The following is a 17,098-nucleotide window of genomic DNA, read 5'->3' as shown; positions in this document are numbered from 1 at the left end:
CGCCCGGCACGCTCCCCCACTGCCTTTAGGGCGTGGGAGGTGCCCCCACTCGCCGCACCGCCCGAAAGCCCGAGTACGCCCAGTACGAGGACTTCCGGGCGGCAGTCCCCCCAGCCTTCGGCCGGGGGACCCCCAGAGCACGCACCGGACGCCGCGCGGTCCGCCCTTCGGGCGAACGACGCCACTTTCGCAACAGGCCCTAGCCCAGGCCTGTCCGGCCCGGTCCTGTCCTGGGCCCCGCTTCCCTCCCGGGCGTCGGCCCTCTCAAACGCCGGCCCCCTCCCGACCCCCGGGCACAGACGTGGCCCCGGCGCCACCGCCCCCGGCTGCCGGCGCGGAGTCCGAGTCGGTCCCGCCGGGTCGGCGCTCCCGCCGGGGCCTCGCCTGGGTCAGTGCCGCTCCCGCCAGCACGATCGCCGCGCCCACCGGGGTCGACCAGGTCATGGACTCGCCGAGGATCGCGACGCCGGCGGCCGTGGCGATGACCGGGATGAAGTAGGTGACCATCTGGGCCGTGGTCGGGCCGACCTCGGCGACGATGCCGTACTGGACGAGCATGGCGACGCCCGTGCCGAGGGCGCCCAGGGCGACGATCGCGAGCAGGGGCACGGCGGGGAGGTGGGTCGGGAGGGTGGTGAAGAGTGGTGTGACCACGGCCAGTTGGAGGGTGGCGAGGAGCAACTGGGCCCTGGTCAGTGACAGGTGCGAGTGGCCGGTGCCGGCCAGGGTGCGGCGGACGTAGATCCAGCCGATGGGGTAGCTGAGCGAGGCCAGCAGGGCCATCGCCGTGCCCGTGGCGTCCAGGCCGTCGAAGCCCTGCCAGGCGCCCAGGACCGTCAGCACGCCGAGGAAGCCGAGGCCGAGCCCCGCGACCCTGACCCGGGTCGGCCGGTCCTCGGAGAGGGCGACGAGGGACAGTGCCATGCCCCACAGCGGCGAGGTCGCGTTGCAGATGCCCGCGAGCGTGGACGGAATCGTCAACTCGGCGTAGGCGAAGAGGGAGAAGGGCAGCGCGTTGAGGAAGAACGCGGCGACCGTCAGATGCACCCAGGTGCGCGCCCCGCGCGGGAGGCGTTCGCGCTTGACGGCCATCGCCGCCGCGAGCACCGCCGTGCCGAACGCCAGGCGTCCGAGCGTGACTTGGAAGGGGGCGTAGCCCTCGGTGCCCACCTTGATGAGCAGGAAGCTGAAGCCCCAGATCAGCGCCAGGACGCCGAAGCGCAGACGCCAGTCGAGGGTGGGGCGGGAGCGGGAGCCGGTCCGGGTGGCGGTCGGGGAGGCGGTGACGGAACTCATGCGGACCACGATGGTGCGCACAATCTCGTAGCACAATCGAAATTTCGTACCCAGAATCTCGTAGTATTGCTTACATGTTGAACCTGGAGCGCCTGCGCACCCTCGACGCCCTCGCCCGGCACGGCTCGGTCAGCGGCGCGGCCGAGGGGTTGCATGTCACGACGTCGGCCGTCTCGCAGCAGATGGCCAAGCTGGAGCGGGAGGTGGGGCAGCAGCTCCTCGCCAAGAACGGGCGGGGCGTGCGGCTCACGGACGCGGGCCGGCTGCTGGCCGAGCACGCGGCGCGCATCCTCTCGCAGGTCGAACTCGCCCAGTCCGACCTGGAGGCGCAGCGCGGACAGGTCGTCGGCGAGCTCAGACTGTCCGCGTTCCCGACGGCCGCGCGCGGACTGTTCCCCACGGCGCTCGCGGCCCTGCGCGCGCGGCACCCGGCCCTGCGCGTGCGCTCGAGCGAGCTGGAACCGGAACAGGGCATCTCCGGCGTCATCCGCGGCGACCTCGACCTCGCGGTCGTGCTCGACTGGTACAACAAGCCGATGCCGTTGCCCGACGGCCTGGTCAAGGCGCCGATCCTGGACGACCCCGCCGACGTGGCGATGTCGGCCGATCACCGGCTCGCGGGGCGCGACGAGGTGGACCTCGCCGAGTTCGCCGAGGACGAGTGGATCACCTGGGGCCAGGGCGAGTTCTGCCACGAGTGGCTGATGTTCACGCTGCGCTCCAAGGGCATCGAGCCGAACGTCGGCCACCGCGCCGCCGAGACCCACACCCAACTCGGTCTCGTCGCCGCAGGGTTGGGGGTGTGCATCGCGCCCCTGCTGGGCCGCCACCCGATGCCCGCCGAGGTCGTCACCGTCCCGCTCCGGCAGCGGGTGCGCCGCCATGTGTACGTAGTCTGGCGCGCGGACGCCGACCGCCGCCCGTCGATCCGGGCGGCGGTGCGGGCCCTGCAGGCGGCGGCCGAGAAAGTGGGCTGAGCTACATCGGGCCCAGCTTGCGGAAGTCCCAGGAGACGATCTTCTCCGGTGTCAGCCGCACCCAGGCGTGCCGGCCGTCGTGCGGCACCTCGTCCAGCCGGAAGTTCTTACGGGCGAACAGGGTCTCGGGCAGGTCGAGTTCCGCGCACAGCTCCCCGGTGCGCGGGATCTCACCCACGAACTCCACGGTCCCGGACAGCTCGACGCCCCGCAGTTCGTCGTACTCCTCACCCGTGTCCACCACGATCGCGACCCGCGGATCGCGGCGCAGATCGGCCCACCGCTTGCTGCGCACCACGGAGTAGAGCCACAGGGAGGTGCCGTCCCAGGCGAACCAGAGCGTGCTCACGTGCGGGGCGCCGTCGGGCGACACGGTGGCGACCCGGCAGGTGCGCTGACTGGTGAGGAACTCGTCCAGCTCACCGGGCGTCATCATGATCTTCCGGCCTCGGCGCTGAGTGACGGTCATGCGGCCCCCTCTTTCTCTCACGTCGTGTCAGAGGAGATCCTCTGACATCACGTCAGAAAAGGATGGGTCGTCTTCCGTCCCCGCGCAATGGTGGCTAGTCTCGCCCGCTCCACGCCGTCGGCGACGAGGGGGAACCATGCCGTCGTACGAACGCCTCAGCGAGCTTCTCGATCCCGCCACCACCGTCCTGCTCACCGTCGAGTGCCAGCAGGGCGTCGTCGGAGCGGACGGCGCCCTGCCCGAGCTCGCCGAGGAGGCACGCTCCCGCGGCGCCCTCGCCAACGTCGCCCGGCTGGTCGCCGCCGCACACGAGAACGGCGTCCAGGTGATCCACGCGATCGCCGAGCGCCGCCCGGACGGCCGGGGCGCGAGCCGTAACGCCCGGCTCTTCCGCGCCGCCGAGCGGCTGCCCGTCCAGCAGCTGTCGGGCACCACCGCGGTCCGCGTGGCGGCCCCGATCGAGGTCGCCGAGGAGGACCTGGTCGTACGACGGCTGCACGGGCTGTCCCCGATCCAGGGCACCGAGGTCGACGCGCTGCTGCGCAACCTGGGCTGCCGCACGCTGGTCGTGACCGGCGTCTCCGCCAACGTGGCGATCCCCAACGCCGTCTTCGACGCCGTCAACCGCGGCTACACCGCCCTCGTACCGACGGACGCCATCGCGGGGGTGCCCTCCGACTACACCCCCGCGATGGTCCGCCACACCCTCGCATTGGTCGCCACGGTCGCGACCACGGACGAGGTGCTGGCTTGCTTCAAGCGGCCCCGCCGCACAGGACGGGCGTGAGTGTCACGCCAGCGTGATCGAGTCCCCGCTGACGGTGATCTGCACGGCGGGCAGCGGTTGCTTCGCCGGACCGCTCTTGACGCTGCCGTCCGTGATGGAGAAGTTGCTGTTGTGACAGGGGCAGTTGATCAGGCCGTCGGATATGCCCTTCACGGCACAGCCCTGATGGGTGCACGTGGCCGAGAACGCCTTGAACTCGCCCGCCGTCGGCTGGGTGACCACCACCTTCTTGTCCGCGAAGACCTTTCCGCCGCCCTCGGGGATGTCGGCGGTCGCGGCGAGCGCGGCGCCACCGGCCCCGGCGCTCTCGGAGGCTCCCGAACCGCCGCTGCTCGCGTCGCTGCCGGCCTCGGTGCTGCCGGACGAGGAGGAGGAGTCGTCGGAGTCTCCGCACGCGGTCAGCGCGACGGCGAGCCCCGCGGCTCCGGCGGCCGCCACGACGGTTCGACGGGCAGGTCCCGATGTGGGCTTGAACGATGCGCTGGTCATGCTGGCGTTCCCTTCAGGGAGGTTTTCGTGATCCGGTGGGAGGTACGGTCCGCAGGCCTGGCCTGTTCAGACCGTGTCGAGATCTAAACCTGTTCGAGGGCGGACGTGGGTAAATCACAGCTATCGATCCGCTGTCGGTATGCGGCACGGCCCCACGGGGCGCCGCCGGCCTGCGCCGGCACCCCCCAGTAGCCTGGGGCGATGCTCAAGGAAGTCACCGCGACCCGCTACATCACGCCCCTGCGTGAGGGCGGCTCGCTGCCGGGGCTCGTCGAGGCCGACGACCACGGGACGTACGTCATGAAGTTGTCCAGCTAGTGGCGTGGACCTGCGGTGATTCACCTACACCCGTGGCTGACCTGGGCAGATGAGTCTTTCAGCGTCTTTCACGGGCGTGCCGTCTTATGCGGCCGATTCTCCCCACGCGCTCCCCAACGGGACCGATACTCCCCAGATTCTCCCCAGTGAGGGCCGTGGGCACGTGGAGTGGCGAGTGGAAAACCATCGTGGCCGTAGGCACGCTGAGTGACTGTTGGGCTGAGCGCTTCGTCGGCCCGCTCTGGCGTGCACAGTTGTCCCGGAAGAGTGAACCCAGTGATGACCTGACACGTGTAGGCGCTGTGCTTACGGGCCCTGCTCAGCACCGTTGCCGGTCCCTGCCGCTCTGCGGATGCCGGTTCGGGGGCAGGCGTCAGCTCGCTTGCGCATCGCTTCGGCTCGTCTGCCCCTGGCGGTGTGTCACTGGCCGAGCTGATCCGGTTCCGGTCGTCGGGGAACTGGAGACCGTCCACGGTCGGCCTGGTGGTGACGAACTCGGCCATGGCCCATGCGCTGGAGGTGCCGTAGGCGTGAGTGCAGCGCCTAGGGTCCCTCGCCCCTGACCGCCTCCCTGCATCCGGCAAGGTTCACCGAACCGGGTGATTGCTCCTGCAATCAGCATGCCAGTGTTGCTCATGTCACCCTCCTTACCCGGGAGGTGGCTCTGCCCGGGAGCGCGGGGCCGGTAACGTTTCGGCGTCGGCAGGAGCAAGACATCGGGGGTCCAGTGGTGATGCGGCGTATGGCGGCAGCGGTCGTGCTGCTGGCTGCCGCCCTCCTGCTGCACGTCGTCACGCCTCACCATTCCGCCGCCGCTCCCGTGGCGGTGCCCGCCACGGCCCCGGCCGTCGAACCGGAGTCCAGGAAGCCGTACGGACCCACGTCCGTGCTGGCACACTCGCACAAGAGCTCGGAGCACCATGGAGAGGCCGCCGACGCTCCGGCGTGGCTACCCCGAGCGAGCCAGCCCGTCTCCGAGCCCGCACCGCTGGACAAGGCCGCGGGAGACACCGCCATCGTGTCCGCCGGCTCCGGCCCGGCCCTGCCACATACGGCAAGAGACGCCTGCAACCCGGCCTCCGGAGTAGCGCCCACCCCCAGCAGCCTGCAGACATTCCGCTGCTGACCGGCAGCGTGCTGCCCGCAGTGGTCCATCGTCCGAGACTCCCCAACACCATCACCACCGCCGCCGCGGTGCGAGCGTCCACCCGATCGCCCGCCACGGCTCGGTGACGCCTACCCGGACGCGCGCAGCACGCACTCTTCGCACCCTTTCGCACTGAGAGCCCCACGAAGAGTTACGAGGCCGATTCCCATGCACACCCTCATCGAGCACGCCCGTGCATTCCCCGCGAAGATCGCCGACCAGCAGGAGGAGTTCGCACAGCTGGCCCGGGGCCAGCAGCCCCAGGCCCTGTTCATCTCCTGCTCCGACTCCCGCGTCATCCTCTCGATGTTCACCGGCGCCCGCCCCGGTGACCTCTTCGAGCTGCGCACCGCGGGCAACATCGTTCCTCCCTATCGCGGGCAGGCCGCCTGCGGTGTCGCCGGATCACTCGAATTCGCCGTGCGGGCCCTGCAGGTGCCCGACATCATCGTGTGCGGCCACTCGCACTGCGGCGCCGTACAAGGGCTGATGCGCGAGCAGAACGTCCAGACGATGCCGCTCGTACGGCGCTGGCTCTCCCGGGCCGGACACCGCACCCCGGCCGACGAGCCGTTTCAGACCCAGGGCCTGGGCGATGACCCCGTCGCCGTGACCCAGCAGCACGTGCTCACCCAGCTCGACCACCTGCGCAGCTACCCCTTCATCGCGCGGCGCCTGTCGTCGGGACGGCTGTGGCTGCACGGCTGGTACTACACCGTCGAGACCGGCGAAGTCCTCTTCGCCGTGCCCGGCACCCGCGCCTTCAAGCCCCTGTGAACCGACCGGACCACGGCCCCGCACACACCCGTTTCCTCCGGTCGCTCCCCACGCGACGTTCCTTTCCCCACAGAGAGAACGCCATGACCTCACCCTTCTCCTCCCTCCGGTCCGCCCTGCGCACCGACTTCACCTCCTCCCTGGTCGTCTTCCTCGTCGCCCTGCCGCTGTGCGTGGGTGTCGCCGTCGCCTCCGGCGTGCCGGCCGAACTCGGCCTGATCACCGGTATCGTCGGCGGCCTGGTCACCGGGCTGCTGCCCGGCAGCAGCCTCCAGGTCAGCGGGCCCGCCGCCGGCTTGACCGTGCTCGTCCTCACCGCCGTACAGGACTACGGTCTTTCCGCCCTCGGCGTGATCGTCCTCGCCTCCGGACTGCTCCAACTGGCTCTCGGGGTACTGCGGTTGGGCCGCTTCTTCCGCGCGATTTCACTGTCCGTCGTCCACGGCATGCTCGCCGGCATCGGCCTCGTACTGATCCTCGGACAGATCTACGCGCTCGCCGACCGCAAGGCCCCGGGCACCGGCACCGCGAACATCGCCGGACTGCCCGACCTCGTCGTCGACGTCCTGTTCTCGGACTCGGCCCTGACCGCCGTCGGCATCGGGGCGGGAACCGTCGCCGTCATGACGCTGTGGAAGAAGCTGCCTGGCAAGACACAACTACTGCCCGGTCCGCTGGTCGCGGTCGGCGCGGCGACCCTGGCCACCGCCGCCTTCGACCTGCCCATCGCCCGCGTCGAGGTCAGCGGCCTGGCGGAGGCGATCCAGCCGCCCGCCCTCGGTGACTTCGGCCAGCTGGCCGAAGTCGGACTGCTGACCACCATCGTCGCGTTCACCCTGATCGCCTCCGCCGAGTCGCTCTTCAGTGCCGCCGCCGTGGACCGGCTGCACAACGGCCCGAAGACCGACTACGACAAGGAGCTGATGGCCCAGGGCGCGGGCAACACCCTGTGCGGGCTGCTCGGCGCGCTGCCGATGACCGCGGTGATCGTGCGCAGCGCCGCCAACGTCCAGGCGGGCGCCAAGACCAAGGTCTCCCGCGTCCTGCACGGCGTGTGGCTGCTGCTGTTCGCCGCGCTGCTGCCCGGCGCCCTCGGCATGATCCCGACCGCCGCGCTCGCCGGTGTGCTCATCCATTCGGGCTTCAAGCTCCTGCCCGTCAAGGAGCTGGGGCCGCTGTGGCGTGAACACCGGGGCGAGGCGGTGGTGTTGGTGATCACGGCGGGGGCGATCCTGGTCACCAACATGTTCGAGGGCGTGTTGATCGGGCTGCTGCTGGCGGTGGTCAAGACGGCCTGGGAGACCTCGCACGTCCACATCGACGTCGACGACGCCGACTCGGGCAGTGGCCCGGTACGGGTACGGATCCGGGGCCACGCCACCTTTCTGCGCCTGCCCCGCATCCTCGATGCCCTGGAGCAACTGCCCGCCGAACGGCCCATCGAGCTCAACCTCGCCGGGCTGCGGCACCTCGACCACGCCTGCATGAGCGCCCTGCAGCACTGGGCGGACCAGCACAACGCGCACACCGTTCAGCCTGAGCGCACCCGCGTCTCGGCGTGAGTCACCGGGTCCGTGGGGCGGTGTTCCGGCCGCTCCACGGGTTCACGGTGACATACGGGGTGAACAGGGCTCAGCGTTCACCCGTACCCCTTGTCGTACACCTGGCCGCTGGTGCGGGCAGGAACAACCCTGATTCGGAGAGGCACGTGCCACAGCATCCCGAGCAGCCAGAACAGTCACAGCGAGGACGCGCCGGCCGTGCTCTGCCCACCGTCCGCCTCATACGCGGCACCGCACTGGCTGCAAGCCTCGCGTTTCTCCCCCTGGCCACGGCCTGCAGCAGTGGTGGTGACGGCGATGCGTCGGCCGGCAGCAAGCCGTCGGAAATGTCTGCCGCCCCCGCGGCCGGTGTCGTGGCTCCGGCCAAGGTCGAGGTGATCGCCTCCCTGACCGGCTGCAAGGCCAAGATCCGTATCGAGGCGGACGAACTGCGCCAGGGCCTGTGCCACACGAAGAAGGTCGACTACCTCATCACCACCTTCCCCGAGGAGAAGTACAAGCAGACTTGGCTGGACAGCGCGGCCATCTACGGTGGCAAGTACCTCGTCGGCTCCCGCTGGATCGTCAGCGCGAAAGAGCCAGAGATGCTGGAGGGCTTCCGGGCCAAGCTCGGCGGCACCATTCAGCAACTACGGGGCATCGGCCCGACACCGGGCCCGAGCGCGTCGTAGCCGCAGCCGCATCCCCCACCACAGCACAGCCCACACGGCCCACGACCGCACATACGGCTCAACCACCCGGAGGCTGCTTCATGCCCACGGCACCGCGCCGGACCAGGACCCCGCTGACCGCCCTGCTCCTGGTCGGCGCCGTGCTCGCCCTCCTGTTCGGCGGCGCCGGACCCGCCTCCGCCCACGCCATCCTGACCAGGTCCGACCCGGCTGACGTCTCCGTCCTCAAAACCGCCCCGAAGCAGATCACGCTCGCCTTCAGCGAATCCGTCAGCTTCTCCGGCGCCTCACTGCGGGTCCTGTCCCCGAAGAATCTGCGGGTCGACCGCGGGCCGGTCACGCACGCCGGCGGGAAAATGGACACGGCACGGGTGATGCTGGCGGGCAAGCTGCCCGAGGGCACCTACACGGTGTCCTGGCGGGTCATCTCCGCCGACAGCCACCCGGTCTCCGGCGCGTTCACCTTCTCCATCGGCCAGCCCTCCACCACCACCGCCGCAGTACCGACCGAATCCGCGGCCGACACCTCCACCTCCCGTCCCTACGGCTTCTTCCGCTACGTCGCCTACGGCGGCCTCGCCCTGCTCATCGGCGTCGCCCTGTTCACCCTCGTCTGCTGGCCGGCGGGCGCGAACCTGCGCCCGCTGCGCAGGCTGCTGCTTGCCGGCTGGGCGGCACTGTTCGCCTCCACCGTCGTCCTGTTGCTGCTGCGCGGCCCGTACGAGACCGGCAAGGGTCTCACCGCGATGTTCGACCTGTCGCTCCTTGGCAAGACCATCACGGGCAGGGCCGGGCTGGCCCTGGGGGCGCGGCTGGTGCTGCTCGCGGCGGCGGGAATCCTCCTGGGGCTGCTTGCGACCCGGCTCCGCCGCGAGTCGGACAGAACACTGCGCGATCCGGTCGCCGAGCCGCCAGCCGATCAGCCCGCTGGGGAACCGTGGTTCGGCATCGGCGTACGCGTCATGGGCGTGCTGTTCGCCGTGGGCCTGGCCCTGACCTGGGCCGCCGCCGAGCACGCCTCCGCCGGGCTCCAGGTGCCGCTGGCGATCCCCGTCTCCGTGCTGCACCTGCTCGCCATGGCGGTGTGGCTGGGCGGTCTGGTCGCGCTGGCCGTCGCCCTGTTCCGGGCACCAGCCGACACGGTGATCCCGGCAGCGGCGGTCGCGCGCTTCTCCCGGCTGGCCTTCACCTCGGTCGTCGTCCTGGTCACCACCGGCCTGTACCAGTCGTGGAGGCAGGTCGGCTCCTTGGAGGCCCTGTCCACCACCGAGTACGGCAGGCTCCTCACCCTCAAGGCCGGCGCGGTGGCCGTGGTGCTGACCGCAGCGTGGTTCTCCCGCCAGTGGACCGCGCAGCTTACCCAGGAGCAGCCAGCGGAAACCGTCCCGGCAGCCGCGCCCGAACGCGTGCGCGTGGCGCAGACCGTCGGCGTCGGCGCATCCTCAGGCAGCGACACAGCCGAGGGAACGGACAGCCCCGACGGGCCAACCGCCTCGCGCGATCTGCCGGACGGCCCGATCCCTCCGGCTCGCCGTCCCCCTCCGACGGTGACGGCCACCGGCGCGGTCTGCGCCGGTCGGTCGCCGCCGAGGCCGTCCTCGGTGTCGTGGTCCTGGCGATCACTACGCTGCTCACCGGAACCCAGCCCAGCCGCGCCGCCGTCCAGAGCGCCGCCGCGACCGCTGCGGCCCAGGAGCCCACTGCGCGGGTGGTGACGGTCCCGTTCGACACCGGCACGCCGAACGGCTACGGCACGGTACAGATCACCTTCCTGTCCGGGCGCGTCGGCGACAACACCGTGGAGGCTCTGGTGTACGGGGCCGACGGCGGCGTCACCGCGGTCCCCGAACTCCGGCTCACGCTCACTCAGCAGGCCCAGCGGATCGGGCCGCTGGACGCGAAACTCGCCGACCGGGGCGGCTACTGGTCCACCGACCGCGTGCGGCTGCCGTTGCCCGGCACATGGAACCTGCGGGTCACCGTACGCGTCACGGACATCGACCAGGTCACCGTCTCCAAGAACGTGACCATCAGGCCACCACCGAACTGACGAACACGATCAGGGGTAGCGAACCGTGGGCCCGTCCGGCGCGGGGCGTTACCTGTCCTTACAGGCCGTGGCTTTGAACTCCGCCAGGGGGACGGTGATGGGGGACTCGTCGCCGTTTGCGGAGATGTCGTCGTAGCGGACCGTTCCCGGGCTGATCCGGCCGAGGTCGGTCAGGTCGAAGGAGACGCTCCTCGATGACCACGAGTTGTCCTTGGTCCAGCCGTAGAGGACATAGGTGGTCTTCGGGGTGAGGCGGGTGAGGGATCTGCTCACGGCCCAGCCGGGGGATGGAGACTGGAGAGTCCAGGTGGCGAGACCTGCTGTGAGAGGACGGTCAGCGGTCCATGAACCGACAGTCCTTTGACTGTTGACGTTCTCGCTGTCCACGTAGACAGTCGCGCCGTCGATCCGATGCCCGCAGACCCTCATGACGCCGAGCAGATGGCCATCGTCGGACACGGAGATGCCGGCGACCGCATCGACGGGAACGGTGCACCCAGTGCTCGAGGTCACTGCCAGACCGGCCGCGACGATGCCGACCACGCGCCGGAACGCCGGCCGTGAAACGTTCGACCGCATCGAGCCTCCTGTCCGGGGAGGTCGCTGCCGGTACCCCCTCTGCACCTCGGATGGTAGAGACGATGCGCGTCGAGCCGCAGCGTCGCCACCCATACGGTGCGCCCTCGTTGTGACCTTGTAGCCCACCGGTCCAGGGCCCACGCGACGCGAAGGGCCGCAGTGCGTCGACGCAGTACGCAGAACACAGCGGGATCTGCCGGGCGCGCCCCCGGCAGATCCCGCCGCATGTGCCCGATGGCTCAGGCAGCCAGGGTGGAGACCCGGCCGCGGGCCGGTTTCGGTTCGAGGACGCGTTCGGCCAGGTAACCGAACAGGAGCCCGAACGCCGCCCATAGCACAGCCTGAACGCCGATGGAGGCCAGGCGGAACTCCCACAGGTCGGTGGCGGGGAAGCCCCTCGGGGTGTTCTCGCCGGACGGCAGGACGACCATGGCGACGGCCACTGCCGCGACGAAAGCCCCGCAGGCGGCGATGGAGGCATTCCAGTTGCCCCACGCCGGTGCCAGGCGACGGCCCAGCAGGATGGCGCCGATGCCCAGCAGAAGGCTCAGCGCGATCATCAGGACGAACAGGACGGTGCGCTTGTCGAGCGTGTCGGGGTCGCCGACGGCGGGCGGGTTCGCCGGGTACTTCAGGATTGGCACCAGGTAGACCAGGAGGAACCCGGCGAGCCCGGTGAGTGCCGCCGTCGCCCGTGCCCCGAACCGGCCGATCCGGCCCAGCGCGAAACAGAACGCCAGCGCCGCGATGCCGCCGATGGCGACGCCGAAGACGAGGACTCCCGTGGCCAGGCCGGCCGTCGACTGCACGGAACGGCTGACGAGTTCCTCACCGCCGTGTTCATGGGAGTTGGCCTCTTCGAACGCGATGGCCGCGTCGACGGGGCCTTCTCCGACCAGGTAGGCGAAGACGAAGGCGAGCATGCCGGCGCCGATGCCGGCGAGCATGCCGCGCACCAGCAGGGTGCGTACGGTGACGGAGTTCATTGGGGCCCCGTCAGTGGCAGGGGAAGCCGAGGAGGTGGCGGGCGTCGTGCACCCACTCGTGCACGCCCTCACCGGAGACCACGGCGGTGGCGCCCTGTTCGGCGCCGACGAAGTACAGCAGGACCAGCATCAGGACGCCGAAGAAGACCGCCCAGGGGGCGATCGTCCGCAGCGGCAGCGGCGTGAGGGTCTGGGGGGTGGGGGTGGGGGTGGGGGCGGCAGTGGACTGCGCCATGGCGAGACCTCCTCGGGAACATCGCGTCCCGCATCGTGTGGAGCACGCGACGACGGCGTTGGGTCTGACTCACCACCACCTCCGGGGAGGCAGTGGCACACAGTGGCGCGACCGTGCCGGGCTTGCACCGGACTTCCGTGGCGCCGTCGTCCTGTCGCCCCAGAGCGTAGGGGCAATAGGGGCTTCGGCCAACATGGCGTAGGCCACCTACGATGAACCCGACCTCAGCCACCCGGCGAAAAGGGCCCTTATGACCGTCCGGCTCACCCTGCTGTGCGCCGCCGCCCGCGCGGAGCGAGACGTGCGCTTCGCCGACGTGCCCCTCGACGAACGGGCGCTGCGGCAGGCGAGGGCGGTCGCCGGAACCCTGCCCACGGCGGCCACCTTGTACACGGCGCCGTCGCAGCGGTGCCGGCAGACGGCTCAGGCCCTGGGGTGGGACGCCGTCACTGTGGAACCGGCGCTGCGGGACATCGACATGGGCTCGTGGCACGGCCGGACATTGGACGAGGTCGCGGCGAGTGACGGGCCCGGCCTCGTCGCCTGGATGTCGGATCCGGGAGCGGCGCCGCACGGCGGCGAGTCCGTGGCCGAGGTGTGCGAGCGTGTCTCCAACTGGCTGGACGGGCTGTCGGGTGATGCCGGGCGGGTACTGGCCGTGGTCGAGCAGGCTGTGGCGCGTGCCGCGGTGGTCCGCGTGCTGGACGCGCCGCACCGGTCGTTCTGGAACGTCGACGTTCCGCCCCTGTCCACCGTCCAGCTCACTGGCCGGGACGGCCGCTGGAATCTGCGGATGGGTGCCGTCGCCGGTCATTCCCTGTGAGCCCCTCCAGGAATGTGCGCGGGCCGCGATTGTGATCCAGGCGGTTGCAACCGCGGGCCGAGACGGGCACTCAGGCATGTCAGAGCCCGGTAAGGCGCCGGGACCGCGGGCACTGCAGCGCGCATCAAGAGCTATGGATCAGTTGCTTGATCTCGGGCAGCGTCTTGTCGGAGTCGACATTGACGAAGATGACGTCATCCGACGCCTGTTCCAACGCGATGGCCATGCTGGGATCCACTCCCTCGATCGCGTAGGCGGTTGTCGGGGTCGACGTCGTTTGACCGTCGCTGTCATCGCTCGGCGTGTCGTCGCACGGCGGAAGGGTAGCGGTACCGAACTCGTCCCCGATGGTGAAGTCCCTGGTCTCTGCGCCCGCGTACGTACGGTCCTGGTACTCGACCAGGTATGCGCAGGACGACGCGGACTCGCCGTCATCGCTCGACGAGGTGCAGGCGACGGACATCGTGCCCAGGACTGCTCCCAGCAGCGTCCACACCATTCCGGTCCTGCCGATCGGGTGTATGGCTTTCATCGATTTGCCTTCTCCTGGCCGACAGCCGGTTCGTAGGCGCTGATGACGTACAGGGCCTCGTCGTCGATCGCGTTCTTCTCCCAGTCCAGGAAGATCCGCATGGGGTGACCGTCGGCGGCGTACTCCGCCTCCACGGTGTCCGCCCTGTCGCGCCGAGCCTGATCCAGCTGCTCCAACAGCTCGGCAAGCGTGGGCACTTCACCGGGGACCTGCTGCACCACCCGTCGACCGCTGTCGTCGAGGCCGACCGAGTTCACCACCTTGCCGTCACGGACCGTCACCCGGAAAGCCCCGAGCAGCGACCGTTCCCCCTCACTCGACGCCAGCGTGTAGGCATACGAGGCAGGCTCCTGCCAGCCGGTCGCGTTCTCCACGGTGGCGCCCTTCTCGGCGCCACATGCGGCAGTCGCCCACACCACCCCTCCGATCAGCGCAACGGCGGACAGCGCAGAACGGGGACGGCAGCGTACGGCAGTCATGGTGGCCCCTTTCTCAAACGGCTGTCTCTATGACGCCGCTCAGCCCGGGAACGTTCGGTGGGGCACACATCGCAGGTTGTCGACCACCGTGCAGGTGACTTGCCGTCACAATCACGACAGCAGCCGCATGGCCATCCATCCGCAACTGCCAAGCAACACCACTGGTCACAGGACTCCTGACCTTGAAGCCAGGCAAGGCGCGTGGCGAGGTGAACTCGCGGCGGCGGCGAACGGTCACCTTTGCCGACGGCGGCGACAACATCGGCGTCTGTGCTCGTCGCGATCGGTTTGCTGATCCTCATCGAGGGTGGCGCGTTCGGCCTGTGGGGCGGAAGCGGTTCCGCCCCACAGACGACACGTCAGACGGCGGTCAGCTCTGCGAAGAGGTCGTGCGCCGCTTCACCATCCACCACGCACCGCTGCTCAGGACGAGCAGCGCCACGACCACTCCGCCGATGACCAGGCCCGTCGAGCCGCCCTCGTCCTCATCTGTCGCCGTGGTGTCGGTTTCGGAGCCCGCGGCGGCGACGTCCGACTCGGTGGCCGAAGGGGTCGGGGTGGGTGTGGCGCTCTCCCTGGGGCTGGCGCTGGGGCTGGGACTCACGGGCTTGGCGCCCGGGGCCGCAGCCTTCAACTGCAGTACCGGCGCGGGCTGTTCCGGTTCCGCGCCGCCGGTGGGCAGTTCGATCCATCGGGAGACTTCGCCGTCGCTGTAGGTCTCGATCGTCTTGAACGCGATCTCCTTCGCGTCCGGCAGCTGCCGGACCTTGATCTTGTGTTCGGCGTCGACGCCGGCCTTCAGAGCTGGGCCGCTGACGGCATATCCATCGTTCATCGCCTTCAGCTTCCAGCCTTTGGGGGCCTCGTCGAGCGTCACGTCACCGGGAGCGATGCCCTGGGGCAGCACGACGCGCAGCTCGGTGAAGCCCGCCGAGGCGGACTCGGCCTCGGAGACGAAGCTGAGGGTGACGTTCTCGGCCAGGGCCTGGGCTTTGTCGGCTTCGACCTCCGCGTGTGCGGCGGCCGGTGCGGCCAGGGCGAGGGTGGCCGTCAGTGCGGCGGCACCGGCGAGTGCGATACGGCGGCCGGCATGGGACGGCAGACGGGGGATGGACATGGACACGGGGGGACTCCTTGCTGCAACGGGAAGAGCCGGCCCCGCAGACGTCAGGGACCGGTGAGGGACTGGAGACGCTCCCGCCGCGGTGGTCCCCTGCGCACCACCGCGTGCTCCAGTACGTCATCCCATGCGTGCGCCGCCACCTCGAAGAGGGCCCCCGGCCGCCGGTCGGGCAGCGTGAACACCATGCGGCCGGTGTCGTGGACCGGTCGCGGCAGCATCTGGGCCAGGGCCGCAACGGCCGCCCTCGCCAGGGTGCCCAGTGTGCCGAGGGCGGCCGTCATCCGTGCGTCCGCCCGGTGCAGCAGCCAGGCAACGACCAGTGCGGCGACCACGTGCACGGTCGTCATCGCGGCCCCGGCGTGATGCCAGGCGTGACTGTCCCCGACCGCGGCCGTGCCGTGCCCGGCGTGCATCGCGTGCCCCGCCACCACCGTCTGCGTGTCCTCGTCCGCGTAGGACAGCGCGAGATGCAGCGCGCCCTGCATGGCCAGGGTGAACACGATGGTCGCGGTCGGCGTGTAGTGGCGGCGTGCCAGCGGCCATACTGCCGCGAACTGGGCCAGGATCGACACGCCCGCCAGCCGCCAGGGCACCGTGCCTTCGGCGATCGTGTGATGGCCGAAGGCCGCGAGCACGGTGCCGAGCACGGCGAACAGGCCGGCCCGCGCGCAGGTTCCCGCGCGCTCGGCCCCGCCTGCGGGGGCACGCATCTCGTGCCCGGTCACGTGATCACGTGGCACGGTCGCTCATCATTCCCTACCGGTCGGCGTCCGTCCTGGAAACGGCCGTACGGCGCCGCTCGGTCAGGCTCGCGTACCGATCGCCTCGGCGAGCCGGTCCGGCGTCCGTGTGGAGAGGTAGAGGTAGGGGGTGGGGTCGTCGGGGTCGACGATCTCGACGCGCACCGCGGTGGTGATGAAGCTGCGCATCACCATGAACGCCCGCAGATCGACCTTGTACGTCCGCCAGGCCCGCGCCTCCTCGCCGTCGAGGACCTTCGGCTGCCCCAGCGCGGTCAGCGGGATGCGGGCGTCCGTCACGAACAGCGTGTCGCCGGTGACCCGGATACGTGCCGATCCCTGCGCGCTGACGTACATCCCGGCCAGGCAGGTACCGATGCTCAGGGTGATGAGCGCGGCGATGGTCCCGTAGGGAAGGAAGATCAGGGCCAGGGAGAGGCCGAAGAGGACGGCGATGGCCCACCAGGCTTTGGGGGCGGTCAGGCGTTCGTCGTAGACGAGCCGGCTGGTGGGGGTCACGGGCGTTCACCTTGTCCTATACGTCAGTTCGGGTGGGGCTGTTCACAGGGTCAGGAAGCTGCTGGCGCGGGTGTGGTGGGCCAGGGTCGCACCGGTGTCGATCTCGTGGAACCAGGCGTGCAGGTGCAGCGACCGGTCGGCCGGCCGGGGCACGACGCACGGATAGTTGCTGAGCACGTCGAGCTGCTTGAGCACGTGCCAGTGCGCGGCGGCGGTGACGTCTCCGGTCAGCGGTGCCGGATCGTCGTCGGACTCCGTGATGCCGGAGGCCGCCAGGCTGTCGTGCATCGGCGCGGTGACGACGCCGCAGTCCGAGTGGCCGCAGACGATGATGTCCGAGACCTTCAGCTCGTCGACCGCGTACTCGACCGTCCTGGACTCGCCGGTCGGCGTCATCGCGTCGTAGGGCGGTATCACCCCTGCGTACGTGCGCAGTTCGAAGAGGTCTCCGACCCGCACGCGGGCGCCCCGGGCGGGCACGACGCGGGCGTCGGAACACGAGATGAGCATTGCCCGTGGCCGGTGGTGCCGGGTGAGAG

Annotated in this window: 21 protein-coding genes; 9 read left to right on the top strand and 12 right to left on the bottom strand. The window is 70.2% G+C overall.

Annotation, left to right across the window (positions count from 1 at the left end):
* Positions 1-264: 264 nt before the first annotated feature.
* Positions 265-1,296: a DMT family transporter gene (locus tag Q4V64_RS08320; RefSeq protein WP_253267303.1), complete on the bottom strand. Its 1,032-nt coding sequence runs from the start codon at positions 1,294-1,296 to the stop codon at positions 265-267.
* Positions 1,297-1,370: 74 nt separating this feature from the next.
* Between Q4V64_RS08320 and Q4V64_RS08315 the strand changes: the two genes are divergently transcribed.
* Positions 1,371-2,273 carry a LysR family transcriptional regulator gene (locus Q4V64_RS08315; protein WP_124443961.1) on the top strand — a complete coding sequence of 301 codons (903 nt, stop codon included), beginning with the start codon at positions 1,371-1,373 and terminating at the stop codon, positions 2,271-2,273.
* A gap of 1 nt (position 2,274) precedes the next feature.
* Here the strand turns inward: Q4V64_RS08315 and Q4V64_RS08310 are convergent, their stop codons facing one another.
* On the bottom strand, positions 2,275-2,742 hold the full coding sequence (locus Q4V64_RS08310; protein WP_124443962.1) for a pyridoxamine 5'-phosphate oxidase family protein: 468 nt from the start codon (positions 2,740-2,742) through the stop codon (positions 2,275-2,277).
* A gap of 136 nt (positions 2,743-2,878) precedes the next feature.
* Here Q4V64_RS08310 and Q4V64_RS08305 point away from each other — a divergent pair, with 136 nt between their 5' ends.
* Positions 2,879-3,529: an isochorismatase family cysteine hydrolase gene (locus tag Q4V64_RS08305; RefSeq protein WP_124443963.1), complete on the top strand. Its 651-nt coding sequence runs from the start codon at positions 2,879-2,881 to the stop codon at positions 3,527-3,529.
* Between the two features lie 3 nt (positions 3,530-3,532).
* On the opposite strand, the gene Q4V64_RS08300 is transcribed toward Q4V64_RS08305, so the two are convergent.
* Entirely contained in the window at positions 3,533-4,018 is a 486-nt protein-coding gene (locus Q4V64_RS08300; RefSeq protein WP_124443964.1) for a Rieske (2Fe-2S) protein, read from the bottom strand.
* A 1,060-nt stretch (positions 4,019-5,078) separates the two neighbouring features.
* Between Q4V64_RS08300 and Q4V64_RS08295 the strand changes: the two genes are divergently transcribed.
* The 6 genes from Q4V64_RS08295 to Q4V64_RS08270 all read left to right on the top strand — a co-directional run bounded on the left by Q4V64_RS08295 (position 5,079) and on the right by Q4V64_RS08270 (position 10,543).
* Complete coding sequence (locus Q4V64_RS08295) at positions 5,079-5,462, top strand: hypothetical protein (RefSeq protein ID WP_124443965.1); 384 nt, start codon at positions 5,079-5,081, stop codon at positions 5,460-5,462.
* A gap of 189 nt (positions 5,463-5,651) precedes the next feature.
* Entirely contained in the window at positions 5,652-6,260 is a 609-nt protein-coding gene (locus Q4V64_RS08290; protein ID WP_124443966.1) for a carbonic anhydrase, read from the top strand.
* 83 nt (positions 6,261-6,343) lie between these two features.
* Positions 6,344-7,822 (top strand): SulP family inorganic anion transporter, encoded by a 1,479-nt coding sequence (locus Q4V64_RS08285; protein ID WP_124443967.1) that lies wholly within the window; start codon positions 6,344-6,346, stop codon positions 7,820-7,822.
* A gap of 203 nt (positions 7,823-8,025) precedes the next feature.
* Positions 8,026-8,493 carry a hypothetical protein gene (locus Q4V64_RS08280; protein ID WP_124443989.1) on the top strand — a complete coding sequence of 156 codons (468 nt, stop codon included), beginning with the start codon at positions 8,026-8,028 and terminating at the stop codon, positions 8,491-8,493.
* Positions 8,494-8,573: 80 nt separating this feature from the next.
* Positions 8,574-10,208, top strand: coding sequence for a copper resistance protein CopC (locus tag Q4V64_RS08275; RefSeq protein ID WP_253267304.1), 1,635 nt, complete (start codon positions 8,574-8,576; stop codon positions 10,206-10,208).
* Positions 10,202-10,543 (top strand): hypothetical protein, encoded by a 342-nt coding sequence (locus Q4V64_RS08270; protein WP_253267305.1) that lies wholly within the window; start codon positions 10,202-10,204, stop codon positions 10,541-10,543. Before Q4V64_RS08275 ends, Q4V64_RS08270 begins: the two co-directional genes overlap by 7 nt.
* Positions 10,544-10,591: 48 nt before the next feature.
* Here Q4V64_RS08270 and Q4V64_RS08265 read toward each other — a convergent pair whose 3' ends face one another.
* The 3 genes from Q4V64_RS08265 to Q4V64_RS08255 form a co-directional block, all read right to left on the bottom strand.
* The gene (locus Q4V64_RS08265; RefSeq protein ID WP_253267306.1) at positions 10,592-11,086 is read right to left on the bottom strand and encodes a hypothetical protein; all 495 of its coding nucleotides are present in this window, start codon (positions 11,084-11,086) and stop codon (positions 10,592-10,594) included.
* 275 nt (positions 11,087-11,361) lie between these two features.
* On the bottom strand, positions 11,362-12,108 hold the full coding sequence (locus tag Q4V64_RS08260) for a CbtA family protein (protein ID WP_124443968.1): 747 nt from the start codon (positions 12,106-12,108) through the stop codon (positions 11,362-11,364).
* Between the two features lie 10 nt (positions 12,109-12,118).
* Entirely contained in the window at positions 12,119-12,343 is a 225-nt protein-coding gene (locus tag Q4V64_RS08255; protein ID WP_124443969.1) for a CbtB-domain containing protein, read from the bottom strand.
* Positions 12,344-12,593: 250 nt separating this feature from the next.
* Here Q4V64_RS08255 and Q4V64_RS08250 point away from each other — a divergent pair, with 250 nt between their 5' ends.
* Positions 12,594-13,166, top strand: coding sequence for a histidine phosphatase family protein (locus Q4V64_RS08250; protein ID WP_124443970.1), 573 nt, complete (start codon positions 12,594-12,596; stop codon positions 13,164-13,166).
* A gap of 124 nt (positions 13,167-13,290) precedes the next feature.
* Here the strand turns inward: Q4V64_RS08250 and Q4V64_RS08245 are convergent, their stop codons facing one another.
* From Q4V64_RS08245 to Q4V64_RS08220, 6 genes are all read right to left on the bottom strand, one after another.
* Complete coding sequence (locus tag Q4V64_RS08245) at positions 13,291-13,698, bottom strand: DUF6281 family protein (protein WP_124443971.1); 408 nt, start codon at positions 13,696-13,698, stop codon at positions 13,291-13,293.
* Positions 13,695-14,177 (bottom strand): DUF6174 domain-containing protein, encoded by a 483-nt coding sequence (locus Q4V64_RS08240; RefSeq protein WP_124443972.1) that lies wholly within the window; start codon positions 14,175-14,177, stop codon positions 13,695-13,697. The genes Q4V64_RS08245 and Q4V64_RS08240 overlap by 4 nt, the downstream gene beginning before the upstream one ends.
* A 370-nt stretch (positions 14,178-14,547) precedes the next feature.
* The gene (locus Q4V64_RS08235) at positions 14,548-15,294 is read right to left on the bottom strand and encodes a DUF1775 domain-containing protein (protein ID WP_124443973.1); all 747 of its coding nucleotides are present in this window, start codon (positions 15,292-15,294) and stop codon (positions 14,548-14,550) included.
* A gap of 50 nt (positions 15,295-15,344) precedes the next feature.
* A complete protein-coding gene (locus tag Q4V64_RS08230; RefSeq protein ID WP_124443974.1) occupies positions 15,345-16,040 on the bottom strand; it encodes a hypothetical protein in 696 nt (231 codons plus the stop codon).
* A gap of 63 nt (positions 16,041-16,103) precedes the next feature.
* Positions 16,104-16,559, bottom strand: a complete 456-nt coding sequence (locus tag Q4V64_RS08225; protein WP_124443975.1) for a DUF3093 domain-containing protein — start codon at positions 16,557-16,559, stop codon at positions 16,104-16,106.
* A gap of 42 nt (positions 16,560-16,601) precedes the next feature.
* Positions 16,602-17,069 (bottom strand): carbonic anhydrase, encoded by a 468-nt coding sequence (locus tag Q4V64_RS08220; RefSeq protein ID WP_124443976.1) that lies wholly within the window; start codon positions 17,067-17,069, stop codon positions 16,602-16,604.
* Positions 17,070-17,098 lie beyond the last annotated feature (29 nt).

Origin of the sequence: Streptomyces sp. NL15-2K, from assembly GCF_030551255.1 — a bacterium.
Lineage (GTDB): Bacteria > Actinomycetota > Actinomycetes > Streptomycetales > Streptomycetaceae > Streptomyces.
Note: the sequence above shows the minus strand (reverse complement) of the source record. Positions and strands in the feature narration are given on the sequence as shown.

Excerpts from the sequence above, each read along its gene's own strand:
- Q4V64_RS08320 (WP_253267303.1), bottom strand. The coding sequence starts at position 1,296 with ATGAGTTCCGTCACCGCCTCCCCGACCGCCACCCGGACCGGCTCCCGC.
- Q4V64_RS08315 (WP_124443961.1), top strand. The coding sequence starts at position 1,371 with ATGTTGAACCTGGAGCGCCTGCGCACCCTCGACGCCCTCGCCCGGCAC.
- Q4V64_RS08310 (WP_124443962.1), bottom strand. The coding sequence starts at position 2,742 with ATGACCGTCACTCAGCGCCGAGGCCGGAAGATCATGATGACGCCCGGT.
- Q4V64_RS08305 (WP_124443963.1), top strand. The coding sequence starts at position 2,879 with ATGCCGTCGTACGAACGCCTCAGCGAGCTTCTCGATCCCGCCACCACC.
- Q4V64_RS08300 (WP_124443964.1), bottom strand. The coding sequence starts at position 4,018 with ATGACCAGCGCATCGTTCAAGCCCACATCGGGACCTGCCCGTCGAACC.
- Q4V64_RS08295 (WP_124443965.1), top strand. The coding sequence starts at position 5,079 with ATGGCGGCAGCGGTCGTGCTGCTGGCTGCCGCCCTCCTGCTGCACGTC.
- Q4V64_RS08290 (WP_124443966.1), top strand. The coding sequence starts at position 5,652 with ATGCACACCCTCATCGAGCACGCCCGTGCATTCCCCGCGAAGATCGCC.
- Q4V64_RS08285 (WP_124443967.1), top strand. The coding sequence starts at position 6,344 with ATGACCTCACCCTTCTCCTCCCTCCGGTCCGCCCTGCGCACCGACTTC.
- Q4V64_RS08275 (WP_253267304.1), top strand. The coding sequence starts at position 8,574 with ATGCCCACGGCACCGCGCCGGACCAGGACCCCGCTGACCGCCCTGCTC.
- Q4V64_RS08260 (WP_124443968.1), bottom strand. The coding sequence starts at position 12,108 with ATGAACTCCGTCACCGTACGCACCCTGCTGGTGCGCGGCATGCTCGCC.
- Q4V64_RS08255 (WP_124443969.1), bottom strand. The coding sequence starts at position 12,343 with ATGGCGCAGTCCACTGCCGCCCCCACCCCCACCCCCACCCCCCAGACC.
- Q4V64_RS08250 (WP_124443970.1), top strand. The coding sequence starts at position 12,594 with ATGACCGTCCGGCTCACCCTGCTGTGCGCCGCCGCCCGCGCGGAGCGA.
- Q4V64_RS08245 (WP_124443971.1), bottom strand. The coding sequence starts at position 13,698 with ATGAAAGCCATACACCCGATCGGCAGGACCGGAATGGTGTGGACGCTG.
- Q4V64_RS08240 (WP_124443972.1), bottom strand. The coding sequence starts at position 14,177 with ATGACTGCCGTACGCTGCCGTCCCCGTTCTGCGCTGTCCGCCGTTGCG.
- Q4V64_RS08235 (WP_124443973.1), bottom strand. The coding sequence starts at position 15,294 with ATGTCCATCCCCCGTCTGCCGTCCCATGCCGGCCGCCGTATCGCACTC.
- Q4V64_RS08220 (WP_124443976.1), bottom strand. The coding sequence starts at position 17,069 with ATGCTCATCTCGTGTTCCGACGCCCGCGTCGTGCCCGCCCGGGGCGCC.